We start from the raw sequence: 23,009 nt of genomic DNA on the forward strand, positions 1-23,009 counted from the left end.
GAATTCAACCCACAAGGAGTTGCCATGATCGGAGAGTCCACCTCCGTCGATGCCGACAGATCCGCACCCGTCGACAAGAAGGGACTGGCGAAAGCGTTTGCCGCCAGCCTCACCGGCACCGCGCTGGAGTGGTACGACTTCGCGGTCTACTCGGCGGCGGCCGCACTGATCTTCCCGCAGATCTTCTTCCCGGACAGTGATCCCCTGACGGGAACCCTGCTCGCGTTCTCCACCTACGCGGTCGGCTACGTGGCGAGACCGATCGGCGGCTTCGTCTTCGGACGACTCGGGGACGTCATCGGACGCAAGCAACTGCTCGTCATCACCCTGCTCCTGATCGGCGTGACCACATTCGCCATCGGGTTGCTTCCCGGCTACGACCGCATCGGCGTCGCGGCGCCCGCCATTCTCGTCGTGCTCCGATTCGCACAGGGCGTGGCCGTCGGCGGCGAGTGGGGTGGTGCAGTGCTGCTGTCGAGCGAGTACGGCAACCCACGCCAACGTGGCTTCTGGTCCTCAGCGGCCCAGATCGGCCCTCCCGCAGGCAACTTGATGGCCAACGGCGTGCTCGCCCTCCTCACGATCTCGATGACCGAGGCCCAGTTCGAATCCTGGGGATGGCGTCTCGCGTTCCTGATGTCCGCCCTCCTGGTCGGCTTCGGCCTCTGGATTCGGCTGAAGCTCGAAGACACCCCCGTCTTCAAGGCGCTGCAGGAATCCGGCGAGCGCGCCGAGGCGCCCATCAGCGACGTGTTCAAGACGCAGGCCAGGCCGCTGATCGCCGCCATCCTGTCCCGCATCGCCCCGGACGTGATCTACGCCCTGTTCACCGTCTTCGCGATCACCTACGGCACCAGGAAACTCGGCTTCGACCGCGGGGAAGTTCTCGCGGCCATCCTGATCGGCTCGGCATTCCAACTCGGCCTGATCCCCCTCGCCGGCGCAATTTCGGATCGCATCAACCGGCGCCTGGTCTACGCAATCGCCGCCGTCGGCGGCGTCGCCTGGAGCGCCCTGTTCTTCGTCGTCATCGGCGGCAGCTCGTTTCCGCTGCTCATCCTCGGTGTCGTCGTCGGACTCGGATTCCATTCGTTCATGTACGGACCGCAGGCGGCATTCGTGACCGAACAGTTCACGGTCCCGTTGCGCTCGACCGGCAGCTCGCTCGCCTACACCATCGCCGGGGTGTTCGGCGGCGCCATGGCACCGCTGATCTTCACGTACCTGTTGAGCAAGACGGACAGCTGGGTGCCGATCGCGATCTACGTGCTGATCGTCGGAGCGCTGACCCTGCTCGGCCTCGCACTCGGACGCAACCCCGACCCCACCGAAGACGAGCACTACGCGTTGCTCTCGGCCGAGAACGCTAGGCGCGCAACAGGATCTGCAGAGTAACCTCGAGATGACTGTTGATCTTCTCGTGCACCAGGCCTTCGTCGCCGACCTCGAGTGCGTCGATGATCGCCTGGTGCTCGGCGCACACATTGTGCTGACGGTCCGAGGCACTGAACAGGGCCGTCAAACCGACTCGGAGCTGACGCGCACGCAGTCCGGCATAGGTGTTGGACAGCAGCTCACTGCCTGCCGAATCGATGAGGACCTGATGAAAACGGCCGTCCCAGTCGATGAACGCGCGAGCAGCGTCGACGCTCGCGCCGGTCGCGAAGGTTTCCTGCTCGGCGAGCGCGGCGCGCATCGATTCGAGGGGAACTCGTCCGGAGGTCAGTGCCCGACTCGCGGCATGTCGTTCGAGAACGCCGCGCAGCTCCATCAACTCGGTGATCTGGCGGCCGGACATCGCGGGTACGTGCGCGCCCCGCTTGGGCACCATCTCGACGAGGCCCTCGGCCTGCAGCATCAGCAGGGCTTCGCGGACCGGCGTACGGGAGACCCCGACCTTCGTCGCGAGATCCTGTTCGCTGAGGAACGAACCCGTAGCCGCCGGTGACGTCAGCACCTGGTCCCGGACATACAGGTACGCCTTCTCCCGACCCGACAACTCGGCAGTCGGACCGTCGACCCCATCCACTTGTTGCATACAGTATGTATACACCAATGTTCTCGCAGCTAGGAGAAATAATATGATGCTCCGTCTCAGCCTTGCCCAGATCACCAGTTCCATGGACCCCGCGGCCAACCTCGAATCCATGGAGAAGCAGGTGTCCGCGGCCGTCGACGCGGGCGCCCGGCTCGTCGTGTTCCCGGAGGCAACCATGCAGCGGTTCGGCGGACCGCTCGCGAGCGTCGCGCAACCACTCGACGGCCCGTGGGCCGACGCCGTCCGCGGGTGCGCTGCCCGGGCCGGAATCACCGTCGTCGCCGGGATGTTCACACCGTCCGGCGACGGGCGGGTGCGGAACACACTGCTCGTCACCGGAGGCGGCGTCGACACCCACTACGACAAGATCCACCTCTACGACGCCTTCGGCTTTGCCGAATCCGACACCGTGGCACCGGGCGCCGACCCGCTCGTGGTCTCCGTGGACGGAGTCGGCGTCGGCTTCGCCACCTGCTACGACATCCGATTCCCCGGCCTGTTCCAGACACTCGCCGACCGCGGCGCCGTGCTGACCGTGGTCGCCGCGTCCTGGGGCGCCGGGCAAGGCAAGATCGACCAGTGGACGCTCCTCGCCCGCGCAAGGGCCCTGGACTCGACCACCTTCGTCGCCGCCTGCGACCAGGCTGACCCCGCAGCGTCCGGCGAGAACGTCCAGGGAACCACGCCGCTCGGCGTCGGTCACAGCATCGTCAGCTCCCCCACGGGAGTCGTTCTCGGACAACTTGATTCCGGACCCGGACTACTGACGGTCGATATCGACACCACCCTGGTGACGCAGGTCCGCGAGACACTGCCGGTCCTCGCCAACCGGCAATTCTGATGTCCGCGCGCCGCAGACCGGCGGCTTCTACGAACCGAGCAGCTGGTGTGCCCGCAGTCCGACGTACAGTTCGGCGGCGTCGATGGGGTCGGAGAAATCGCGTCCCGTGAGGGTGTGAATTCGGCGCAGCCGGTACAGGACGGTGTTGCGGTGGTAGTGCAACTGGGTGGCCGCCGCCGTCGTGGAGCCGCGGCAGGAGAACCAGGCGTCGAGGGTGGCGAGGAGGCTTTCCTGTTCCTCCGCGGGCAGGGCCAGCACCGGTCCGAGGATCTGGTTCGACGCGAGCTTCCCGGCGTCGGGAACACTGACCAACAGCAGCGACACCGGCACCGACTCGTAGCGGGTGACGGTGCACCCGCCGTGACCCGCGCAGCGGCGGGCGATCCGCGCCTGCTCCACGGCCCGGCTCGTCCCACCCGGGCGTCCGAACGCCGAGCTGACCCCGATCCGTCCGTGACCGGTGCGGCCGAGTACGACCAGCGCCGAATCGAGGACCTCGGTGGTGGCGGCCCACAGCAGCCCGACCCGGCCGTCGACCTCCGAGTCCCACACCGAGTCGACCCCCGCACCGCGAAGGTCCGACTGGACGACGTCCGCGGCGGACGGGGACGCCGCCGCCTCGACGGACACCACGAGGAACGTGCTGTTCTCCGGAATCCGGAACGTGCGGAGTGCGTCGGCGGCGCCGGCCGGGTTGGCGGCATGGTCACCGAAGAGGGTGCGGATCAGCCGGCCCCGCGACTCGGCGTCCTCGCGGGCGCGCAGGTCGGCGGTCTCCCGGTAAGCCTCCGCGGCACTGTCCGAGTAGACGTCCACCAGCGCCCACACCTGGGCGGCCATGTCGAGCAGCGCGTTGGTGGCGCGGCCATCCGAGCGGTTCATCAGTTCGTCCCAGATCAGACGGCCACCGAGCCGGAACGCGTGGAGCAGCGCCGCGAGCGGCACCCCCTGTTCGGCCTTCAACTGTCCGGCCGCACGCGCCGCCTCCAGCCGGATCGGCGCACTGCCCGCGAGGTTGCCCAGCATCGCCGTGAGGTTGTCGACGCATGCCGCGTACAACTGCTCCGGGGTGAGGAGGGTCGCCTCGACGTAGCCGTGCTCGGCCGACAGGATGCGCGAGACGAGTTCCTCGGACAACTGGTCCACCGACTCCAGCATGGAGCCCAGAAGATCGGTGGGCGACGGCGCGACATCCGGGCTGACAGTCATCGGGCAAGACTATCCACCGGACGTAATCGGCGCCATCCCCTTTTTGTGCGACGGCATAGCCCCGGTGGGCACATTGACAGCCGCTGCCTATGGCGCGGCGCCCGGATCGGGGACGAGAATCGGTGTTCTACGCCACAGTTTTGTGGCGCGGTCCACCATGTACTCGACTCGAGCGGAGCTGTCCACCGTGAGCACTTCAGAACCCGAGGCCACCTCGCCGCACCCTGAGGTCGACGCTGCCCTCACCGACCTCGCCGAGGGCGAGAAGACCTGGGCCGACCTCTCCCTCACCGACCGCAGGACACTCCTCGACAAGGTGCACGACCTCACGGTGCAGCATGCCGCCGACTGGGTGGACGCCGCGGTCGCGATCAAGGGCCTGGACCCGAAGTCGCCGCTGGTCGGCGAGGAATGGATGTCCGGACCGTACCCGCTGGCCACCGGCACCGCGGCACTGTCCGCAAGCCTGGCGAAACTCGACGCCGGCACCAGCCCACTGGACGGCGCCACGTTCGGCACCGCGCCGGGCGGCCGCACCACCGTCAAGGCGCTGCCCCTGAACATCTTCGACAAGTTGCTGCTCAGCGGATTCAGCGCGGACGTGTGGCTGCAGCCGGGAATCGATCGTGCGACGGCACAGCGCGACGCCGGCCTCGCCCAGCGGGACCCGTCGCGGACGCAGGGCGTCGGCGTGGTCCTGGGCGCCGGCAATATCACCTCGATCGCCCCGCTCGACACCCTGTACGAACTGATCGCGCACAACCGCGTCGTCGCCCTCAAGCTCAACCCCGTCACCGACCGCCTGCTGCCCGTGCTGACGCGGGTCCTCGAACCGCTCATCTCGATCGGCGCGGTCCGGTTGCTGACCGGCGGCGCGGACGTCGGAACGTATCTGGTGCACCACGACCTCGTCGACCACGTGCACATGACGGGCAGCGCACTCACCCACGACGCGATCGTGTTCGGGACCGGCGAGGACGGTGCGCGGCGCAAGGCCGCGAACGACCCCCTCCTCGGCAAGGCCATCTCCAGCGAACTGGGCGGCGTGTCCCCCACCATCGTGCTGCCCGGCGAATGGAGCCGCGCCGACATCAAGTTCCAGGCCGAACACATTGCGACGCAACGACTGCACAACGGCGGCTACAACTGCGTCGCGTCGCAGGCGGTGGTCGTGTCATCCGAGTGGAAGCAGCGCGACGAGTTCGTGGCCGCCCTGAAGGAGGCGCTCGACACGGCGCCGGAACGCACCGCGTACTACCCCGGCAGCGACTCCCGGGTCGCCGACGCCATCGCGTCGTTCCCCACCGCGGCCCGCCTCGGCGTGAACGGCGGACGCGTCCTGGTCACCGATCTCGAGCCCGGCGCCTACACCCCGCTGCTGCAGACCGAGTACTTCGCCCCGGTGCTCGGCGTGATCGACCTTCCCCACGGCGGCGCCGAGTTCGCGGCCCACGCCGCCGACCTCGTCAACGCGGACTTCGTCGGCACCCTCGGCATCAACATCGTCGCGGCGCCGCAGACCATCCGCGAGATGGGCGCGGAGTTCGACTCCCTGCTCGAGAGCCTCCGCTACGGAACCATCGCCGTCAACGCGTGGACCGGCGTCGGCTACCTCACCGCCACCGCCACCTGGGGAGCCTTCCCCGGCCACACCCTGAACGACGTGCAGAGCGGCATCGGCGTGGTGCACAACGCGCTCCTCATCGACCGACCCGAACGCACCGTCGTCCGCGGCCCGTTCCGTCCGTCGCCGCGGTCCATCCTGAACCGCGAGATGTCCATCTCGCCCAAGCCCCCGTGGTTCGTCACCAACCGAACCGCCGCCACGACGGGCCGATTGCTGACAGGATTTGCCGGTGCACCCTCATGGACCCGGCTGCCGGCGATCTTCGCGTCCGCGCTGCGCGGGTGAGGGCTGCGTGTCCTCGTCCCGTCACCCCCGTCGAAGTGGAGATGAACGATGAATCAGGAACTGTCTGTGGCCGACTACGTGATCGTGGGGTCGGGTTCGGCAGGTGCGGTGCTCGCCGACCGGCTCAGCGCCGACTCCGGCAGCGAGGTCGTGGTCCTCGAGGCCGGCGGTGAGGACAAGGACAAGTTCGCGCACATCCCCGCCGCCTTCTCGAAACTGTTTCGCAGCGAACTGGACTGGGACTACCTGACGGAGCCGCAACCCGGGCTCGGCGGGCGCACGATCTACTGGCCGCGCGGCAAGATGCTCGGCGGCTCGTCGTCGATGAACGCGATGATGTGGGTGCGCGGATTCGCGGCCGACTACGACGAGTGGGCCGAACTCTCCGACGACACCTGGTCGTTCAGGGAAGTGGTCAAATACTTCCGCCGGATCGAGAACGTGCAGGACGCGTCGGACGCCGACAGCGGCATCGGCGGACCGATCGTCGTCTCGCACCAGCGGAGCCCCCGCGCCCTCACCGCGTCGTTCCTCGCAGCCGCCGAGGAGACCGGGTACCCCGTCGAACGGGCGAACACCACTCGGCCCGAGGGTTTCTCACAGACCATGGTCACGCAGAAGCGGGGCGCTCGGTGGAGCACGGCCGACGCCTACCTGCGGCCGGCGCTGAAGCGGAAGAACCTCACCGTCCTCACCGGCGCCCAGGCCACCCGGGTGCTGTTCGAGGGCTCCGCCGCCGTCGGCGTCGAATACGAGAAGGACGGGGTGCGGCGCACTGTCCGCGCCGCGAAGGAAGTGATCCTTGCCGGCGGGGCGATCAACTCCCCGCAACTCCTCATGCTGTCGGGCATCGGCGACGAGGCGCAATTGCGGGCGCACGGCATCGCGGTGCAGCAGCACCTGCCGGAGGTCGGGAAGAACCTGCTCGACCACCTGGTGTCGTTCCTCGGCTACAGCGTCGACTCGGACTCGCTGTTCGCTGCGGAGAAGATCCCGGAACTGCTCAACTACCTGACCCGCCGACGCGGCATGCTGACGTCGAATGTGGCCGAGGCGTACGGTTTCACGCGCAGCCGGGACGATCTGGCCCTGCCCGATCTCGAGATGATCTTCGGGCCGGCGCCGTTCTTCGACGAGGGCCTCATCCCGGCGACCGGGCACGCCGCGGTGATCGGCACCATCCTCGTCAAACCCGAGAGTCGCGGCGAGATCTCGCTGAAGTCGGCGGATCCCCTCGCCAAGCCGATCATCGATCCCCGCTATCTCAGCGACAGCGGCGGAGTCGACCGGCGGGCGATGCTCGAGGGACTGCGCCTGTGCGACGCCCTCGCGTCGGCGCCGGCGCTGAAGTCGCGGCTCGGCAATCTGATTCGCCCGGCCGTGGAGCCGAGCACCCCGATCGACGAGATCCTCGAGCGGGCACTGCAGGAGAACGCGCACACGCTCTACCACCCGGTCGGGACGTGCCGCATGGGCAACGACGACGCGAGTGTCGTCACACCCGACCTGCGGGTTCGCGGGATCGACAAACTGCGGGTCGCGGACGCGTCGATCATGCCCGCCATCATCCGCGGGCACACCCACGCACCGTCGGTCCTCATCGGCGAGCGGGCGTCGGATCTGATCCGGAACTCGTAGGGCGCTTCGCGCCCCGTGCGCCTTTTTGGTAGCTCTGACTACCAGAAAGGCGCACGGGCGGCGGAGCCGCCTAGTAGCGGCGCGCCGCGTAGAACGGCATCGAATCGAGCGGCGACTGCTTCACGGGCTGCCCGGCGGTGGGCGCGTGGACGACCGTGCCGTTGCCGGCGTAGAGCCCGACGTGCTCCGCCCCGTTGAACAGGACCAGATCACCCGGCTGCAGGTTGCCCTTGCCTACGGGCGACCCCCCGTTCAACTGGTCGTAGGTGGTACGGGGCACCGAGATGCCCGCCTGCTTGTACGCCCACTGCACGAGGCCGGAGCAGTCGAAGGAGTTCGGCCCGGTGGCGCCCCAGACGTACGGCGAGCCGATCTTCGACTCGGCGGCGGCGAGAGCCTGGCTGCCATGGGTGGACGGCATCGCCGGCGGGGCCGGGAGCGGTCCCGGCAGGGGCCCGGGGTTCGGAGCCGGAGCGGACGGAACCGGAGGTACGGGCGGTACACCCGGGACCTCGAACGTCCCGATTCCTGGGATGGTGATCGGCTCCGCTGCAGCGGGAGCGACGGGAAGCAAGAACGCTCCCACTCCCACACCGGCGGCGATCAGAAGACCGCCGGTCGAAAACTGCAGACGATTGCCCCGACGCAATCTATGCTTGGCCATTGAGCTGAGTCCTTCAATTTTTGAGGGTCCGGCGGCATCCGTGCCGTTCGGACGAGACGTTAGATAACATCCCGGTCACGGACTCAGCGGGCAACGGCCGAATGGCCCATACACATACCTGTTTTTGCAATACAGGTACATAACGATTCTATATCGAACCGACCGGTCCGGCACGAAACCCCGGAAACAGGTATGCGTTCGGGTAATTCAGCCCGTTACCGACGGCATCCCCGTCGTCCACGCTGTGTGCGTGTCACTGACCCAGAACTCTGAACCCGAGATCTTCGGGGAACCCGCACGTGCGGACGCCACGACCCTCACCGTCGTGGGTGCTGGCGCGCCCGTCGTCTTCCTGCACGGATGGGGACTCACCCCGCAGGTGTACGGCCGCAGCCTGGCGATGCTCGCCCAGCAGGGGCATCGCGTCGTCACGCCGACGCTCCCCGGCTTCGGCGGCACTCCCGACCATGCGCCCGAGGACCGCACCTTCGCCGGTTACGCGGCCTGGCTCGGACGGTTCCTCGACGACGCGGGAATCAGCGAACCGGTCACCCTGGTCGGCCACTCCTTCGGCGGCGGCGTCGCCATCCAGGCCGCCCACGACCTTCCGGAGCGGGTCGCGCGCCTGGTTCTGGTCAATTCGGTCGGCGGCGGCGCCTGGTCGTCCGACGGCTGGCACACCCGGCCCATCGGCGAGCGACCACTGTGGGACTGGGGCGCGTCGATGCTGGGCGAGGCGCTGTCGATCCGGTCGATCGCCCACACGACGGCATCGCTGGTCAACGGTTTCCTGCCCAACACGGTGCGGGATCCGGGTGCGGTCTGGCGCACCGCGCACCTGGCCAGGCGGGCGGACCTGCGCCGGGAACTCGGCGTCCTCGCCGACCGCGGCCTCCCGGTGTCCCTCGTCTGGGGCCGCGGCGACCGGATGATCCCGCTCGCCAGTTTCGAGTCGCTGCGGCACGCGCTGCGCAATCCACCGGTCCACACCGTCACCGGCGGCCACGGCTGGCTGATCCACGACCACGCCGCGTTCGCCGACGCCGTCCGCCGGGCACTCCACAGCCCGTGAGTGGCCGGCGAGTGTAGGGACTCGCTGACCACGCACGGGCGGCGGAGCCGCTCAGCCTGCGGCGACCACCGGGTTTCCGTCGGCGTCGCTGCCGGGCGGATACGTGCCGTTCGCGTACGGGTTGTACTCGTTGGTGAACAGGCCCTCCGCCGTCGTTCCGCCCGGTTTCAGCACCCCCAACCGCACCCCCTGGTCGATCCAGATCTGGAACTCCCCGGGATCGATCACTCCCCCGGCCGCGGGCACGCCGGCACTCTTCCACTGCCGAACGAATTCCGTGGACTCGTTCCGGCCACGACCCTCGACGATCTTCACGAAACGATCGACCACCTCCTCCTTCGGCACCGTCTGCGTCCACCGCACGGCGCGCGCGACGCCCTGCACGAAGTCGCGGACGGAGTCCTCGTTCTTCGAGATGAAGTCGTTCCGGAACACCACGGCTCCGATCCCCAGCGGGCCGGTGAGATCGACATCCGTGAACAGCGGCGTCAACCCACCCCGGCCGAGTGCGGCATCCTTGACGATCCCCCCGAGATTCCCCACGTCGATCTGCCCCGACCGCAGTGCCTGTTCCGTGTTGTTCGGCGGCACCACGGTCAGCTCGACCTGGTTGATCTCGTCGTTGGTCAGGCCGGCACGGAACAGCCATTCCTTGATGACGTACTCGTGGTAGGCGCCGAGGGTGTTGATGCCCACCTTCTTCCCGATCAGATCGCGGGCCGACCAGATGGGGCTGCCGTCGAGGACGTAGTAGCCGTTGAAGCTGTCGGCCTCGGTGTCGCCGTCCGAACCGTAGACCGACACGACCCCGGTCAGCGGTGCCCCGGCATCCACGAGTTTGGCGATGGCGCCGTTGAACGCCGCCCCGAAGTCGGTCTCCCCGGTGGCCGCGGACTGGATGCTCTGCGGACCACTCGTCGTGTCCCCCAGCCATTCCAGTTGCACCTTCTCGAAGTACCCGAGATCCTCCGCGAGCTCGGGGAAGGTGACACTGGCCGGGCTGCCTTCGTACCGCAGCACCGTCTTGCCGTCCGCTGTCGTTCCGCCGCCCGACGACGACCCACCACACGCCGCGACCACCAGCGCCACGGCCGCGACCAGCACCGCGGCGGCGAACGACCTGTTACGGCGCAACCCGATCGGCGACTCAGCCCTCATGTCGTCCCCCTGGCTCAGTCGGCGCCGTGGAATGCGCTGCCGGCCACCGACCGCGACGGCTGACCGTCGACGCCGACGGGAACATCACCCTCGACGGTGGTGCGGTACAGCACCCGCACGACGTCGAGGTGATCGAGATCCGCCGGTGCGAGGTGCGCGGTGATGCGGTTGTCCCACACCCCGATGCTGTTGTTCTGCCACCGAACTCGGACGGTATACGCCGGGTTGGTGACCTCCTCGAACAGCAGGTCGAGGATCCGGTCGCTCTGCGCCGGGGAGACACCGAGGATGCGGCTCGTGAAGCCGGGGGTGACGAACAGCCCCCGCTCACCGGTCTCGGGATGCACGCGGACCACCGGATGCTCCGTCACGATCGGCTTGGTGGTGACGTTCCGACCGCAGGAACGTGATCGCCGGCGGGTTCACCAGCGCCGACACGTCCGTGTGCCAGAAGTTCGCGTAGCTGTACTTGCGGGCCCCGCCGCGGGCGGCGTACTTGCGGCTGTCCACCTCCAGGATCTCGGGGTAGCCCTCGGGGGCGTTGTAGTCGTACGGACAGCACCTTGTGGTCGAGCAACGCCTGCCGCAGTCGTGCGGCGGTGGCCTCGTCCAGGTCATCCGCGAGATCCACACCGCTGACCTCGGCGCCGATATAGCCGGCGATGGGGGCGATCCGGAGTGCGGTGGCGACGCCGGGACGGTCGTCGATAACTGTCATTTCTTGTCTCCTGGATAGAGTCGTGCGCCTTTCTGGTAGCTGGAGCAACCAGAAAGACGCACGGGCGGCGGAGCCGCCTACTTCTCGCCGCGGAACGCGGCACCGGCGATGGACGAGGATTCCTTGCCGTCGGGGCCGACGGGAACGTCGCCCTCGAGGGTGGTGCGGTACAGGACCCGGGTGACGTCGAGGTGGTCGAGGTCGGTGGGTGCGAGGTGCGCGGTGGCGCGGTTGTCCCAGAACGCGAGGCTGCCCGGCGCCCACCGGAAGCGCACCGTGTAGGCGGGATTCGTCACCTCGGCGAACAGGAGGTCCAGCAGGCGGTCGCTCTGGGACGGCGACACTCCGACGATCCGGGCGGTGAACCCGGGCGTCACGAACAGGGCACGCTCCCCCGTCACCGGGTGAACCCGGACCACCGGGTGTTCGGTGACCAGCGGGTTCTCCCGCGTCTTCTGGGCGTAGCTGCTGTCCTCGGCCCACTGCGGGTGCCTGCCGCCGAACCGGTGCTCGGCGCGGAGGCCGTCGACGAGGCGCTTCAGCGACTCCGGCAGACCCTCGTAGGCGGCGACGAGGTTCGTCCACTGGGTGTCACCACCCTGCTCCGGGACGAGGTGCGCGCGCAGGATCGTGCCTGCCGGCGGGTTGATCAGCGCTGTGACGTCGGTGTGCCACTTGTTGTCGTAGCTGTACTTCTTGCGCCCGAACCGCTTCTCGTATTTGCGGCTGTCGACGGCGAGGATCTGCGGGAAGCCCTCGGGTGCTTCGTCGTCGTACGGGTGCGACGGCGTCACGTCACCGAACTTGCGGGAGAACGCGATCTGTTCGGCGTGCCCGATCTCCTGGTCGCGGAAGAACACGACCTTGTAGCGATGCAGGGCGTCGCGAATCTGCGTTACCTCGTTGTCGGCCAGTTCGTTCCGGAGGTCGAGCCCGGAGATCTCGGCGCCGATGTGCCCGGCGACGGGACGGACCTCGAGCGCGGTGTCGGCGGACCGATCCGAGTCGGCGGGCGCTGCGGTGGTGAGGGTCATGGGTACTCCTGAGTTTCGGGCTGAATCGATACGTCGCGATCATCATCGAATCCCGAACCACGTTGCTACAACGCTTTTTTCACAATGCGAAAAAGGTTCACCCTGAGTTTTTCCCTACCGGAACGCGGGAAATGCGGTTCCGGCGCCCGCACCGATCCGCACCGCGACGCCCCGCATCGGTGGCACGATCTCCCGCACCAGATCGTCGGTGAGTCGCCGGCGGAGCGCCTGGACCCCCAGCGCGCCGCGGGGCCGTCCGTCGGCGTCGAGAACGGGAACCGCGACGGCGAGCACGTCCCGGTTCTCGGCGGCGAAGGCTGCGGCGTACCCCCGCCGCCGGACTTGCTCGAGGCCCGAGGACGCCGGCACCGAACTGCCTCGCCGGGCCGACGCCGTGCCGAACGCCAGAATCGCCATCCCCATCGCGCTGGTCTGCAGCGGCTGACGCGCACCGGGCAGCTGATGCGTGCAGAACCGTTCCGGTGGGCGCGCGGAGAACACGGTGACCGCGACATCGTCCTTCGCGACCGAGAGGGAGGCGGTCAGTTTCACCCGCGCGGCGAGCGAATACAGGTGCGGGGCGAACGCTTCGGCGTCGTGCCGCCCCAGCGACGGCACGGCGAGGGAGATCAGGCTCGGCCCCACGCGGTAGCAGTCGGTGTGCTCGTCGCGTTCGAGCAATCCGCCGCGGACGAGGGCCTGCACGATGCGGTACGCGGTGCTGACGGCCAATCCAGTGCGGGCGGCGAGCGCGCTGACCGTCAGGTCGGTGGCGCCGCCCTCGAAGCAGGCGAGGACCGCGATCGCCCGTTCGACCGCCTGCGACCCCGACCGCGGTGAATTCACCAGGCCTCCTTACCGTCTGGACGCAGTCAGGCCGACTGCGCGGCGCCGTGTTCGGGAAGCGGCACCGCGAAGCGGTCGCGCAGGGTCTTCTCCGCGTATTCGTGGCGGAACAGTCCCCGCTTACGGAGCAGGGGCACCACTTCGTCGACGAAGGTGTCGAGGCCGGACGGGAACGCGTCGGGCATGAGGTTGAATCCGTCGGCCGCCTCGGCGCGGAACCACGCCTCGATGGTGTCGGCCGCCTGTTCCGGGGTGCCGATGACGGCTCGGTGCCCGCCGCCGCCGTTCAGCTCGCGCAGAAGCTGGGCCACGGTCAGGTTCCGCTCACGGGCCAGCCCGACCACCGATTCGCGGAAGCCGAGGGAACCCGAGAACGTTGCCGGGTCGGGCGGCCCGTCCAGCAGCGACTGCGGGATCGGCCGGTCGAGGGCGAGGTCCGCGAGCGGGACGCCGAGGGTCAGACTCAGCCGGTCCCAGCCGAACCGGGCGGGGACGTGTTCGCGGAGCTGTTCGTGGCGTGCGACGGCCTCCGCTTCCGTCGAGCCGATGACGGTGATCAGCCCGGGCAGGATCTTCACGTCGTCCGGGTTCCGGCCTGCCGCCCGGGCCACGTCCTTGACGTGCTTGTAGTGCCTGCGCGCGGAGTCGAGCGTCAGTTCTGCGGAGAACACGCCGTGTGCGGTGCGGCCAGCGAGCTCACGCCCGGCGGGCGACCCTCCCGCCTGCACGAGCGGCGGCTGCCCCTGCTCCGACGGCGGCGTCCGCAGCACGCCGTCGACGTTGAAGAACTCGCTGTGGTGCGACACCGGGACACCGCTGCGGGCGCTCTCCCACAGCGCGGTGACCACGCCGACGAACGCCTCGGCGCGGCGGTAGCGGTAGTGGCGGTCCGGGATCTGGTCGAAGCCGAAATTGGCTGCGGCCGTCGGTGAATACGTAGTGACGACGTTCCACCCCACCCGGCCACGGCTGAGGTAGTCGAGGGAGAGGAAGCGTTCGGAGAGATCGCGCGGGTCGTTGAACGTGGTGGAGGCGGTCCCGATCAGCCCCAGGTTCTCGGTCGCCGTCGCGACGGCGGCCAGGATCACCGACGGTTCCAGCGCCCGGGTGGGCTTCACCCGGGGGTTCTCCCAGAAGCCGGGGCCGTCGGCGAGGAAGAACGCGTCGAGGGTGCCGCGCTCGGCGATCCGCGCGACCGCGGTGAAGTGGTCGAGATCGACGAACGAGTGGGCGTGCACCTCGTCGAGCGTCCACGCCCCGGGGGCGATGCCCACGTCGAGCACGTTCACGTTGAGCACCAGTTGGCGTCGGGAGCTACTCACGGCATTGCCTTCCGAATCAGAAGAATCCGGTGTCGGGGAGCGGTGTCTCGTTGACCACGAGGTCGCCGATCACCCGCGCCTTGTACACCGTCGGGTTGTGGGAGAACAGGGTTCGCAGGTTCCGCCAGTGCCGGTCCAGGTGCGCGGACTCCCGGGTGGCCGAGGCGCCGCCCACCTCGAACAGCCGGGTCGCGGCCCGGAGCGCGACGTCCTCGATGGACACCTTCACCTTGGCGGCCAGGACCGCGGCGTCCTGCTCGAGCCGGGCGTCGACGCCGGACGTGCGAGCGACATCGGCGGCCACATCCTGGGCTGCGGCGGCCGCGCGGACCACCGACTCCGCCGCGAAGGCCGCCGCCGACAGCGTTCCGATCACCTCGAGCAACTGCGGGTCGTGCCGTGGTTCCTCGGCCACAGCGAACACGAAGCTGCGCTTGCGGCCGCGGACGAGCGCGGCCGCCTCGGTCGTGACGGCGCGGAGGATGCCCGCCGCGATCGCGTGCAGGTACAGCTGAGGAAGCGCCTGACGCGGCCGGGTCTCCTCGTCGCCACCCCGGAACGGCAGGGTCTCGGACTCGGCGACGGCGACGTTCTCGAACACCGTCGTCCCGCTGCCGGTGTGACGCTGGCCGATTCCGTCCCAGTCGTCCTCGTGGACGATCCCCGCGCGGTCGGCGGGCACGATGGCGCTGAGCGCCTTTCCGTCCGGAAGGTTGGCGGAGACCCGGATGAAATCGGAGTACAGCGACCCGGTGCTGTAGAACTTCACCCCGTCGAGGCGGTACCCGCCGGACTGCGGAGTCAGTGTGGATTCGAAACTGTAGGAGCCGACGGCGCGGGTGCTCAGTTCCGAGGACGCCCCGCCGAACAGCTTGCCCGACAGGACCTCCGGCAACCATGCGTCCTTCCGCTCGGTGCGCGGGACTCGCAGCAGTTCCTCGACGAAGGCGTAGTGGACGCGGATGATGTGCGGAACGTCGGGATCGGCCTCGGCGAGGTCGATTACCAGGTCGAAGAGGTTCTGCAGGGTGTACCCACCACCGCCGTGCTCGAGGGGCACGCGGACGGCCCCGAGCCGGTGCTCGCGGATCAACTCGACGGCCCGGCGCGGTCCTTCGGTCCCGCCACCGGCACGCCGCCGGGCGGCGTCGTCGGCGATCTCGGCGATCACGGCCGCCAGTTCGGCGGAGCCGCGTGCGGGCGGACGGACCGCCTCCGGTGCGGGGGCCTCGGATACCGCTGTCATGGTGATTCTCCTGTCTTCGATGAAATGGTCAGCTGACCGGGAACGCGCTGCGGCCACCGGACAGCACGGTCTCCGCCGCCTGCAGACCCAGACGGTCACGCAGGGTGCGCCGCGGGTCGTGGAGGTTCGGCTCGCGCCGAACCGCGTCGAGCACGGCGGGCAGATCGGGCGCGGTGAACCCGCGGATGATCACGCCGTCGGCCCCAGTCGCAGGCGGGGCGCTGCCATGTGTCCACTGTCGGTCGATGAGCACCACCTGATCCCGGGCGGCGTCCGCGTCGAAGTGCGCCCGGTACCGGCGCACCGACTCCTCGTCCGGGAGGATCACCGTGTCGGCGGTGCGCCGCGCCGCGACCTGTTCGGCCGCGGTCGCGGGGCGCCAGAAGACGGGCGGCTTGCGTTGCGGCGGTTCGGGAACGTTGAGCGGGCCGGAGACGGAGAAGATCCCCGAGTGATCGATGTGGACGATCCGTTCGGAGTCCGCGAAGATGCCGCGCTCGGCGTCGTCGACGATGCTGTCGCTGGGCCAGCTCTCCCACAGCTTCCGGACGACCGACACGGCATCGACCGCGATGTCCACCGGGTCCGCTGTCGCCCAGCTTCCGGCAGGACGATCGGGCGTCTCGACCAGCCATCCGGCCCTGCCGCGGGACCCGTGGTCGAGGGAGCCGAGCCGGCGCGCGAGATTGAACGGGTGATCGCGGCCGACGGCGCAGGCCACCACCAGTCCCACCGCGCTCGTGTGTCGGGCCAGAACGGTGGCGGCCACCGTCGCATCGATCGCCGTGTGGCTCGATTCCCCCGCGTCCACGCGGTCACCGCCGAGAACGAGGAAATCGATTCCCGACGCGTCGATGCTGCGCCCGAACTCTTCTCGCCGCGCCTGCTGCCTCGGGTCGAGCACGTGCGTGACGACGGCGGCATCGAGGTGCAGCCCGACGACGGAATGACGACTCATGACGGTTCCCCTCTCCGCGATTGCCCTTACCTTCCCAGAGCGTCGCGCCCGGGACGAGCATTGCGCTCAGTCTGATTGTGACGTGTGAGCAAATGAAACACAGTGCTCCACAGCAGTACTCATTTGTTCTCGGTCCACGTGTCGAATAACGGTGTTCGGCTCACGCTGCGGGGAAGGCTGTACGACCCCACCGTCGCGGCCGTAACGTCGCCCGTGTGGTCACCGTCTGGATCATCGCGGGTGCGTTCCTCCTGTTCCGTGGGGTTCCGGGCGTCGTCGCGCTGTGGCGGTCCCGGTCGTGGACCGGGTCCGAATGCTCGATCGTCGACGTACGACCCGCGGTCACCTACGCGTACCGGGTCGGGGGCGACGAGTTCACCGGCCGGCGAACGACATTCGACCCCGGGCCGGTACTCGGCGCCGCCGTGTCCGATTCCGGAAGGAACGAATTCGTTGCCGGACAGGTCCTCTGGCTGTGGTACGACCCACAGGATCCGCGGGCCAGCGTCCTTCGGCGCAGTGCGTCCGTATCGATGCTCCTGGTCGCGCTGGGACTCGCCTCCCTGGCCCTCGTGATCGTCCCCCTCTTCTCAGGAGATACCCCTTGACACCACGACAGCCGACCCTCGAATCGAGAGCGGGAGACCCCCGATGAGTGTGATCCAGCGAAGCAGGACCTTGTACGGACTCGCGCTCGGTGAGCACGTGCTCGTCGACGCCATCCGCCGCGGCCGGGTCGACGAACTTGCAGCATTCGTCGACCGAACCGGGGCGGACTTCGTCCTCGTCGGCGTCGAACGGGTGTCGCGCACCGCTCCCCGGCCCACCGCGGCTCTGTCCCCCAGCGTGTCCGCCGCGGCGCTGATCGCCGCCACCGCCGACGTCGGCGTGTTCGTCACCGCCGTCCCCCACCTCGACCACCCGTACAACCTGGCCCGCCGCCTGGCCTCGCTCGATCACACCAGCCGCGGGCGCGTCGGCTGGCTCACCGGCGTCGAGGACCGGACGGCACCGGGCAACCTGGCCCGGGAAGGGGTGTGGATCGAGCCCGGACCCAGTTCCGCGGTGACGACCGACGCGATCCACGCCTCCCGCACACTATGGGAGAGCTGGCCGGCCGACACGATCCGTGGCCGCCCCGGCGATGTGCGCTTCGCCGATTCCGACCGCATCGTCTACGCCGACCACCAGGGGATCTTCGACATCGCCGGCCCCCTCAACGTCCCCACGCCGCCGCAGCAGAAGATCCCCGTCGCGTGGTGGGCGCAGGAGGGTGACGACATCGTCTCCGCCGCCGAAGTTTCCGACATCGTCGTGCTGGCCGGCAGCGACGTCACCCGGCACGGACCGGCCGTGCGTGAGCGCGCCCTGCTGTTCGTCGTCGACGATCCCGACGCCACCGGGGTGGACGGCCACATCGCGACCGTCACCGACCTCGACGCCGGCTTCTCCGCATGGTCGAAGCCGTCCAGGCCCCGCGGGTACCGGCAGCGGTCGCTCCGGGCGACGCTGCGGCTGCCCGATCCGGCGCCGGCACCGGCCCACCGCCGCCCGGTGTATCCCGGATAGTGAGCGCACGTTCTGATCAAGTCGATTCTTAGACATGACTTTCCGTTTACCCACGCCTATCGTTTCGGGAGCGCACTGGCCTACCCACAGGCCAGGACTCCCTCCCGGCGGCCGACCCGCGGTGCCGTCATCCGATACAGGTGGTGCAGCATGATCGAAGTCCGTTCCGTCACGAAACGATTCGGGAAGAGAGCCCGCTCCGTCGAGGTGCTCCACGACATCGACTTCTCCGTCGGCACCGGGCAGATCGCGGCGGTGATCGGCCAGAGCGGGGCGGGCAAGACCACGCTGTCGCGGATCATCAGTCTGCTCGAGCGTCCGTCCGAGGGCCGTATCCTGCTCGACGGGACGGACGTATCCGGGCTGTCCGAGCGGCGGTTGCGGGAGCAGCGCCGCGCGATCGGGACGATCTTCCAGGCGTCGAGCCTCCTCGCCCGCCGGACCGCCGCGGAGAACGTGGCGTTGCCGCTGGAATTCGCCGGCGTCGGCCGGGCCGAGCGACGGGCACGGGTGGCGGAACTCCTCGAGCGGGTGGGCCTGTCCGACAAGGCCGACCTCTACCCCCGGCAACTGTCCGGCGGGCAGCGGCAACGCGTGGGGATCGCGCGCTCGCTGGCACTGGCCCCCAGGGTCCTGGTGTCGGACGAGGCGACGTCCGGACTGGACCCCGCCACCACCCGATCCATCCTCGCGCTGCTGCGCGAACTGCGCGACGACCTCGGGCTGACGATCGTGCTGATCACCCACGAAATGGACGTCGTCCGCCAGGTCGCCGACGTGGTCACCGTCCTCGACGCGGGACAGGTCGTGGAATCGGGCCCGGTGATCGACCTCCTCCGCAACCCCCGTTCCGAACTCGGTGTCGGGCTGCTCCCGGACCGCTCCCACATCACCGCGGACGACCGGGACGTGCTGTGGCACGTCACGTACGGGTCCGACACCGTCCCCACCAACTGGATCGAACTTCTCGGCACGGCCACCGGCCGGTCGATCGGGGTGCTGTCCGGGACCGTGGAGTCGGTCGGCGGACGCCCGGCGGGCCGGGTCACCATCTCGGTCGCCGGTGACCATCCGTCCGTCGGGGAGCTTCTGGCCTCGTGGGGCCTGCACGGGACACGGGTCGACGACAACACCTCCGCCCCGGCGACCGAGGAGGCGGCAGCATGAGCGCCGGCACTGTCGTCCTGGCCATCTCGACCCCCGTCGAGGAACTTCCTGAATTGTTCCTGCCCGCCCTGCAACAGACCGTGCAGATGGTCGGGATCACGGTGATCCTGGCCATCCTGCTGGGCACTCCGCTGGCCGTCGTCCTGCACAACACCGCTCCCCGCGGGCTGTTTCCCAACCCCGCGGTCAACGCGGTGGCCGGCTGGGTTGTCAATCTCGGCCGATCACTGCCGTTCCTGGTGCTGATGGCCGCCATCATCCCGTTCACCCGCTTCGTCGTCGGCACCTCGCTCGGGGTGCAGGCGGCAGCCGTACCGATGACGCTGGCCGCCACCCCGTATGTCGCGCGGCTGATCGAGAATTCGCTGCGGGACGTTCCGCCCGAGGTGGTGGAGGTGGGACGCGCGTCGGCCGGGTCGAACTTCCAGATCATCCGCAAAGTGCAACTCCACGAGGCGGTCCCGACCATCATCGGCGCCCTGACGATCGCGTTGATCGGCATCCTCGACATGTCGGCGATCGCAGGCGCGGTGGGAGCCGGTGGCATCGGCAACCTCGCCATCGCTTACGGCTACAACCGTTTCGACAACACCGTGATGATCACGACGGTCATCGCGCTCGTGGTGCTGGTCCAGGTCATCCAACTCGTCGGCGATCTGGCCGCGCGCCTCACCAACCGTCGCTGAGCCTTTCACTCCCACCCAGATCAGAGGACTACACCCATGACGACTCGACCCCGCTCGGTGACGCGCGCCCGCGCTGCCGCGGCAGGCGGACTGACGGCCACACTGCTGCTCCTCCTGACCGCGTGCGGCGCGGGCGGGGGCAACGACCGCACCGAAGGCGACGGCCCGCAGACCACGTTCAAGATCGGGTACACCGCCGGATCGATCCTGGACGAGAAACTCGCCAAGGAGGTCGCGAAACTCGCCCCCGACCACGGCATCACCGTCGAACCGGTGCAGATCGAGGATTCGAAGCTCAAGAACCTCGCGGTCTCCCAGGGCGACATCGACGCCAACCACAGCCAGCACCAGGAGTGGATGCGGGTGCAGAACGAGGACGGCAACCTCGGACTGTATGCGGCCGGCGACTGGTACGTCCTGAAGTTCTCCGGCTATTCCGAGAAATACGACACGCTCGAGGATCTCCCCAAGGGCGCGAAGGTCGCCGTCCCCGACGACCCGTCGAACCAGGCGCAGGCGCTGCAGACGCTGCAGGACCTCGGCCAGTTGACCCTGAAGGACGGTGTCGATCCGTCCCGCGTGACCATCCGCGACGTGAAGGACAACCCGAAGTCGTTCGAGTTCACCGAGGCCGCGCTGGCGCAGTTGCCGCGCACGCTCCCCGACGTCGACCTGGCGCTGGGCTGGCGGTCCAACTTCGATCTCGCCGACGTGCCCGACGACAAGATCGTCTTCAACGCCCCCGCCTACGAGCTGTATTGGATCGAAGTCGTCATCAACGAGAAGAACAAGGACAACCCGGATTTCGCGCCGCTTCTCGACACCTACCACGACCCGCGGATCGGCCAGCTGATCGACAGCGACCCGTTCTTCTCCCGGGTGGCGCAGAGCATCGAATCGGCGCGGGCCACCGACCGGACCCAGACGAACGTCGACGGCGCCGCCGCGAAGCCCGCCGGCTGATGCCCGCGCAACGAGAGGTCATCCTCAATGTCAACGTGCTGGACGTGGGTTTCCACCCGTCCGCGTGGCGGGCCCCCGATCTGCACCCGACGTCGTTCATCGACCCCGACTACTACACCGAAGTCGCGAAGATTGCGGAGCGCGGCACGCTGGACGCGCTGTTCCTCGCGGACGGGCCCGCGCTCCGCGAGGATCCCGCCGTCAAGCCGACCAGGGCGCTCGAACCCACCACCGTTCTCGGGGTGGTGGCGAGCGCGACGGAACACCTCGGGCTGATCGGCACGGCGTCGACGACGTTCAACGATCCCTTCGACCTCGCGGACCGGTTCCTGTCCCTCGACGTCGTGTCCGGCGGTCGGGTGGCGTGGAATGTGGTGACCACGTTCCACGCCGGGACGGCCCACAACTTCGGTCTTACCAGGATCCCCGACCGCGAGTCGCGGTACCGCCGGGCCACCGAGTTCGTGGACGTCGTCACGGCGCTGTGGGAATCGGCGGCCACCGGTGCCCCGGTGCACCACGACGGGGAGTTCTTCCACGTGCACGGCGTGCTGCCCGTGCCGCCGTCGCCGCAGGGTCACCCGCTGCTCGTGCAGGCCGGCGGTTCACCGCAGGGCCGCGCGCTGGCCGGACGCAGCGCCGACGCGGTGTTCTCGGCGGAACTCACCCTCGACGCCGGGCGGCAGCACTACCGGGAGGTGAAGGACATCGCGCGCGCGGCCGGTCGCGACCCCCGGGCGGTGAAGATCCTGCCCGGTCTCGTAACGGTGGTGGGCAGCACGGAGGCCGAGGCCGTCGCCCGCTACGAGGACTGGGAGTCCAAGGCCGCCGGCGGCTTCTCCGCCGAGCGCCTCGGCGGGATGCTCGGCGTCGATCTGAGTTCGCTCGACCCGGACCGGCCGATCCCGGAGGACCTGCTGCTGGCGCCCGTCGACCCGTCGTTCTCCGGTTCCCTGGGGTTCCGGGAAGCCGTCGTGCGGCTGGCACTGGAGAGCCGGTACTCGGTGTCCGAACTGCTGCGCAAGGCCGGCGGTTTCGGGCACCGGCTCGTCGTCGGCTCCCCCGAACAGATCGCCGACACCATCGAAGAGTGGTTCGTGGCGGGCGCGGCGGACGGTTTCAACCTGATGCCGGACGGATTCCCCTCCGGTCTCACCGATTTCGTCGACCACGTCGTGCCGCTGCTCCGCGAGAAGGGGATCTTCCGGCACGAGTACGCGGAGTCCACGCTGCGCGACCGCTTCGAGGGCGCTACGCCGGTGTCCGGACGACGGTGAGGGCGGATTGCCGGCGGAGGGTGAAACCCAGGCTCTCGTACAGCCGGATCGCCGTCGTGTTCGCCTGCGCGGCGTGCAGGAACGGGGTTTCCCCGCGGGCGCGGATGCCTGCTCCGACGGCGCGGACGAGCCGGGCACCGAATCCGCGGCCCCGGAAACGCTCGTCGGTGCAGACCGCGCTGATCTCGGTCCAGCCGGGCGGATGCAGCCGCTCCCCCGCCATGGCGACGAGTTCGCCGTCGACGCGGAACCCGAGGTAGGTCCCCATTTCGATGGTTCGCGGCAGGTACGGTCCGGGCCGGGTGCGGCCGATCAGGTCGAGGATCTCGGGAACATCGTCCGCGCCGAGGACTTCGGCGTCCGGGTCGGGCGCGACGTCCAGCGCGGTGCCGTCCATCTGGACCAGGCCGAAGGTGTCCAGGACCTCCCAGCCCGACGGCGGCGTGTGACCGAATCCGCGGAGCGCCGCTGTCGCCGACGGGCCGAGCAGTGCGGTCAGATCCGCCCAGTCCTCGTCCACCAGGGTGTCCGGGTGGCCGACGTGCGGCGCAACGTCCGGGTGGTACCGCGCCACCCTGCCCGACCACCGGGCGAAGTGCGCGTGCTCGCCGCGCAGGGATTGACGAATCGCGTCGTCCAGCGGATGGACGTCCGTCTCGGCCGGGGCCGTCAGTTCCGTGGTCATCGCAGT

Annotated in this window: 21 protein-coding genes and 1 pseudogene; 11 read left to right on the forward strand and 11 right to left on the reverse strand. The window is 69.0% G+C overall.

Going from position 1 to position 23,009, the window contains the following annotated elements; translation table 11 throughout:
- Positions 1–24 precede the first annotated feature (24 nt).
- Positions 25–1,395 carry an MFS transporter gene (locus MLGJGCBP_RS35930; protein ID WP_160101809.1) on the forward strand — a complete coding sequence of 457 codons (1,371 nt, stop codon included), beginning with the start codon at positions 25–27 and terminating at the stop codon, positions 1,393–1,395.
- Here the strand turns inward: MLGJGCBP_RS35930 and MLGJGCBP_RS35935 are convergent.
- Complete coding sequence (locus MLGJGCBP_RS35935) at positions 1,367–2,038, reverse strand: GntR family transcriptional regulator (RefSeq protein WP_160101812.1); 672 nt, start codon at positions 2,036–2,038, stop codon at positions 1,367–1,369. The genes MLGJGCBP_RS35930 and MLGJGCBP_RS35935 overlap by 29 nt on opposite strands.
- A gap of 43 nt (positions 2,039–2,081) precedes the next feature.
- Here MLGJGCBP_RS35935 and MLGJGCBP_RS35940 point away from each other — a divergent pair, with 43 nt between their 5' ends.
- The gene (locus MLGJGCBP_RS35940; protein WP_160101815.1) at positions 2,082–2,879 is read left to right on the forward strand and encodes a carbon-nitrogen hydrolase family protein; all 798 of its coding nucleotides are present in this window, start codon (positions 2,082–2,084) and stop codon (positions 2,877–2,879) included.
- Positions 2,880–2,906: 27 nt separating this feature from the next.
- Here the strand turns inward: MLGJGCBP_RS35940 and MLGJGCBP_RS35945 are convergent, their stop codons facing one another.
- Entirely contained in the window at positions 2,907–4,088 is a 1,182-nt protein-coding gene (locus MLGJGCBP_RS35945; RefSeq protein ID WP_087557982.1) for a PucR family transcriptional regulator, read from the reverse strand.
- A 187-nt stretch (positions 4,089–4,275) separates the two neighbouring features.
- Between MLGJGCBP_RS35945 and MLGJGCBP_RS35950 the strand changes: the two genes are divergently transcribed.
- Together MLGJGCBP_RS35950 and MLGJGCBP_RS35955 are read left to right on the forward strand one after the other, a co-directional pair.
- Positions 4,276–6,000, forward strand: a complete 1,725-nt coding sequence (locus MLGJGCBP_RS35950; RefSeq protein ID WP_160101818.1) for an aldehyde dehydrogenase family protein — start codon at positions 4,276–4,278, stop codon at positions 5,998–6,000.
- Positions 6,001–6,048: 48 nt separating this feature from the next.
- Positions 6,049–7,638, forward strand: coding sequence for a GMC family oxidoreductase (locus tag MLGJGCBP_RS35955; RefSeq protein WP_160101821.1), 1,590 nt, complete (start codon positions 6,049–6,051; stop codon positions 7,636–7,638).
- A 70-nt stretch (positions 7,639–7,708) separates the two neighbouring features.
- Here MLGJGCBP_RS35955 and MLGJGCBP_RS35960 read toward each other — a convergent pair whose 3' ends face one another.
- Entirely contained in the window at positions 7,709–8,302 is a 594-nt protein-coding gene (locus tag MLGJGCBP_RS35960; RefSeq protein WP_087557984.1) for a C40 family peptidase, read from the reverse strand.
- A 244-nt stretch (positions 8,303–8,546) separates the two neighbouring features.
- On the opposite strand from MLGJGCBP_RS35960, the gene MLGJGCBP_RS35965 reads away from it, so the two are divergent.
- Positions 8,547–9,374 (forward strand): alpha/beta fold hydrolase, encoded by an 828-nt coding sequence (locus tag MLGJGCBP_RS35965; protein WP_179220223.1) that lies wholly within the window; start codon positions 8,547–8,549, stop codon positions 9,372–9,374.
- 51 nt (positions 9,375–9,425) lie between these two features.
- Here MLGJGCBP_RS35965 and MLGJGCBP_RS35970 read toward each other — a convergent pair whose 3' ends face one another.
- The 7 genes and pseudogenes from MLGJGCBP_RS35970 to MLGJGCBP_RS36000 form a co-directional block, all read right to left on the reverse strand.
- Entirely contained in the window at positions 9,426–10,532 is a 1,107-nt protein-coding gene (locus MLGJGCBP_RS35970; RefSeq protein ID WP_160101824.1) for an ABC transporter substrate-binding protein, read from the reverse strand.
- A gap of 14 nt (positions 10,533–10,546) precedes the next feature.
- Positions 10,547–11,250 (reverse strand): annotated as a pseudogene (locus tag MLGJGCBP_RS35975) (TauD/TfdA dioxygenase family protein).
- Between the two features lie 77 nt (positions 11,251–11,327).
- Positions 11,328–12,284, reverse strand: coding sequence for a TauD/TfdA dioxygenase family protein (locus MLGJGCBP_RS35980; RefSeq protein ID WP_160101827.1), 957 nt, complete (start codon positions 12,282–12,284; stop codon positions 11,328–11,330).
- Between the two features lie 114 nt (positions 12,285–12,398).
- Positions 12,399–13,130 carry an IclR family transcriptional regulator gene (locus MLGJGCBP_RS35985; protein ID WP_160101830.1) on the reverse strand — a complete coding sequence of 244 codons (732 nt, stop codon included), beginning with the start codon at positions 13,128–13,130 and terminating at the stop codon, positions 12,399–12,401.
- Positions 13,131–13,156: 26 nt separating this feature from the next.
- Positions 13,157–14,452 (reverse strand): LLM class flavin-dependent oxidoreductase, encoded by a 1,296-nt coding sequence (locus tag MLGJGCBP_RS35990; protein WP_160101833.1) that lies wholly within the window; start codon positions 14,450–14,452, stop codon positions 13,157–13,159.
- A gap of 16 nt (positions 14,453–14,468) precedes the next feature.
- A complete protein-coding gene (locus MLGJGCBP_RS35995) occupies positions 14,469–15,698 on the reverse strand; it encodes an acyl-CoA dehydrogenase family protein (protein WP_160101836.1) in 1,230 nt (409 codons plus the stop codon).
- Between the two features lie 28 nt (positions 15,699–15,726).
- Complete coding sequence (locus MLGJGCBP_RS36000) at positions 15,727–16,656, reverse strand: LLM class flavin-dependent oxidoreductase (RefSeq protein ID WP_160101839.1); 930 nt, start codon at positions 16,654–16,656, stop codon at positions 15,727–15,729.
- Positions 16,657–16,871: 215 nt separating this feature from the next.
- Between MLGJGCBP_RS36000 and MLGJGCBP_RS36005 the strand changes: the two genes are divergently transcribed.
- The 6 genes from MLGJGCBP_RS36005 to MLGJGCBP_RS36030 all read left to right on the forward strand — a co-directional run bounded on the left by MLGJGCBP_RS36005 (position 16,872) and on the right by MLGJGCBP_RS36030 (position 22,318).
- Positions 16,872–17,264, forward strand: a complete 393-nt coding sequence (locus tag MLGJGCBP_RS36005; protein WP_160101841.1) for a DUF3592 domain-containing protein — start codon at positions 16,872–16,874, stop codon at positions 17,262–17,264.
- Positions 17,265–17,307: 43 nt separating this feature from the next.
- Complete coding sequence (locus MLGJGCBP_RS36010) at positions 17,308–18,225, forward strand: LLM class flavin-dependent oxidoreductase (protein ID WP_087557993.1); 918 nt, start codon at positions 17,308–17,310, stop codon at positions 18,223–18,225.
- 150 nt (positions 18,226–18,375) lie between these two features.
- Complete coding sequence (locus MLGJGCBP_RS36015) at positions 18,376–19,392, forward strand: methionine ABC transporter ATP-binding protein (RefSeq protein WP_160101843.1); 1,017 nt, start codon at positions 18,376–18,378, stop codon at positions 19,390–19,392.
- A complete protein-coding gene (locus MLGJGCBP_RS36020; protein WP_160101845.1) occupies positions 19,389–20,078 on the forward strand; it encodes a methionine ABC transporter permease in 690 nt (229 codons plus the stop codon). The genes MLGJGCBP_RS36015 and MLGJGCBP_RS36020 overlap by 4 nt, the downstream gene beginning before the upstream one ends.
- A 36-nt stretch (positions 20,079–20,114) precedes the next feature.
- The gene (locus tag MLGJGCBP_RS36025) at positions 20,115–21,041 is read left to right on the forward strand and encodes a MetQ/NlpA family ABC transporter substrate-binding protein (protein ID WP_160101848.1); all 927 of its coding nucleotides are present in this window, start codon (positions 20,115–20,117) and stop codon (positions 21,039–21,041) included.
- Positions 21,041–22,318 carry an NtaA/DmoA family FMN-dependent monooxygenase gene (locus MLGJGCBP_RS36030; RefSeq protein ID WP_160101850.1) on the forward strand — a complete coding sequence of 426 codons (1,278 nt, stop codon included), beginning with the start codon at positions 21,041–21,043 and terminating at the stop codon, positions 22,316–22,318. Before MLGJGCBP_RS36025 ends, MLGJGCBP_RS36030 begins: the two co-directional genes overlap by 1 nt.
- Here the strand turns inward: MLGJGCBP_RS36030 and MLGJGCBP_RS36035 are convergent.
- Positions 22,293–23,003: a GNAT family N-acetyltransferase gene (locus tag MLGJGCBP_RS36035; protein WP_160101853.1), complete on the reverse strand. Its 711-nt coding sequence runs from the start codon at positions 23,001–23,003 to the stop codon at positions 22,293–22,295. The genes MLGJGCBP_RS36030 and MLGJGCBP_RS36035 overlap by 26 nt on opposite strands.
- Positions 23,004–23,009 lie beyond the last annotated feature (6 nt).

Source organism: Rhodococcus sp. T7, from assembly GCF_009872365.1.
Lineage (GTDB): Bacteria > Actinomycetota > Actinomycetes > Mycobacteriales > Mycobacteriaceae > Rhodococcus_F.

Excerpts from the sequence above, each read along its gene's own strand:
- MLGJGCBP_RS35935 (WP_160101812.1), bottom strand. The coding sequence starts at position 2,038 with ATGCAACAAGTGGATGGGGTCGACGGTCCGACTGCCGAGTTGTCGGGT.
- MLGJGCBP_RS35960 (WP_087557984.1), bottom strand. The coding sequence starts at position 8,302 with ATGGCCAAGCATAGATTGCGTCGGGGCAATCGTCTGCAGTTTTCGACC.
- MLGJGCBP_RS36000 (WP_160101839.1), bottom strand. The coding sequence starts at position 16,656 with ATGAGTCGTCATTCCGTCGTCGGGCTGCACCTCGATGCCGCCGTCGTC.
- MLGJGCBP_RS35930 (WP_160101809.1), top strand. The coding sequence starts at position 25 with ATGATCGGAGAGTCCACCTCCGTCGATGCCGACAGATCCGCACCCGTC.
- MLGJGCBP_RS35995 (WP_160101836.1), bottom strand. The coding sequence starts at position 15,698 with ATGACAGCGGTATCCGAGGCCCCCGCACCGGAGGCGGTCCGTCCGCCC.
- MLGJGCBP_RS35940 (WP_160101815.1), top strand. The coding sequence starts at position 2,082 with ATGATGCTCCGTCTCAGCCTTGCCCAGATCACCAGTTCCATGGACCCC.
- MLGJGCBP_RS36025 (WP_160101848.1), top strand. The coding sequence starts at position 20,115 with ATGACGACTCGACCCCGCTCGGTGACGCGCGCCCGCGCTGCCGCGGCA.
- MLGJGCBP_RS36020 (WP_160101845.1), top strand. The coding sequence starts at position 19,389 with ATGAGCGCCGGCACTGTCGTCCTGGCCATCTCGACCCCCGTCGAGGAA.
- MLGJGCBP_RS36010 (WP_087557993.1), top strand. The coding sequence starts at position 17,308 with ATGAGTGTGATCCAGCGAAGCAGGACCTTGTACGGACTCGCGCTCGGT.
- MLGJGCBP_RS36030 (WP_160101850.1), top strand. The coding sequence starts at position 21,041 with ATGCCCGCGCAACGAGAGGTCATCCTCAATGTCAACGTGCTGGACGTG.
- MLGJGCBP_RS35945 (WP_087557982.1), bottom strand. The coding sequence starts at position 4,088 with ATGACTGTCAGCCCGGATGTCGCGCCGTCGCCCACCGATCTTCTGGGC.
- MLGJGCBP_RS35955 (WP_160101821.1), top strand. The coding sequence starts at position 6,049 with ATGAATCAGGAACTGTCTGTGGCCGACTACGTGATCGTGGGGTCGGGT.
- MLGJGCBP_RS35980 (WP_160101827.1), bottom strand. The coding sequence starts at position 12,284 with ATGACCCTCACCACCGCAGCGCCCGCCGACTCGGATCGGTCCGCCGAC.
- MLGJGCBP_RS36015 (WP_160101843.1), top strand. The coding sequence starts at position 18,376 with ATGATCGAAGTCCGTTCCGTCACGAAACGATTCGGGAAGAGAGCCCGC.
- MLGJGCBP_RS36035 (WP_160101853.1), bottom strand. The coding sequence starts at position 23,003 with ATGACCACGGAACTGACGGCCCCGGCCGAGACGGACGTCCATCCGCTG.
- MLGJGCBP_RS35970 (WP_160101824.1), bottom strand. The coding sequence starts at position 10,532 with ATGAGGGCTGAGTCGCCGATCGGGTTGCGCCGTAACAGGTCGTTCGCC.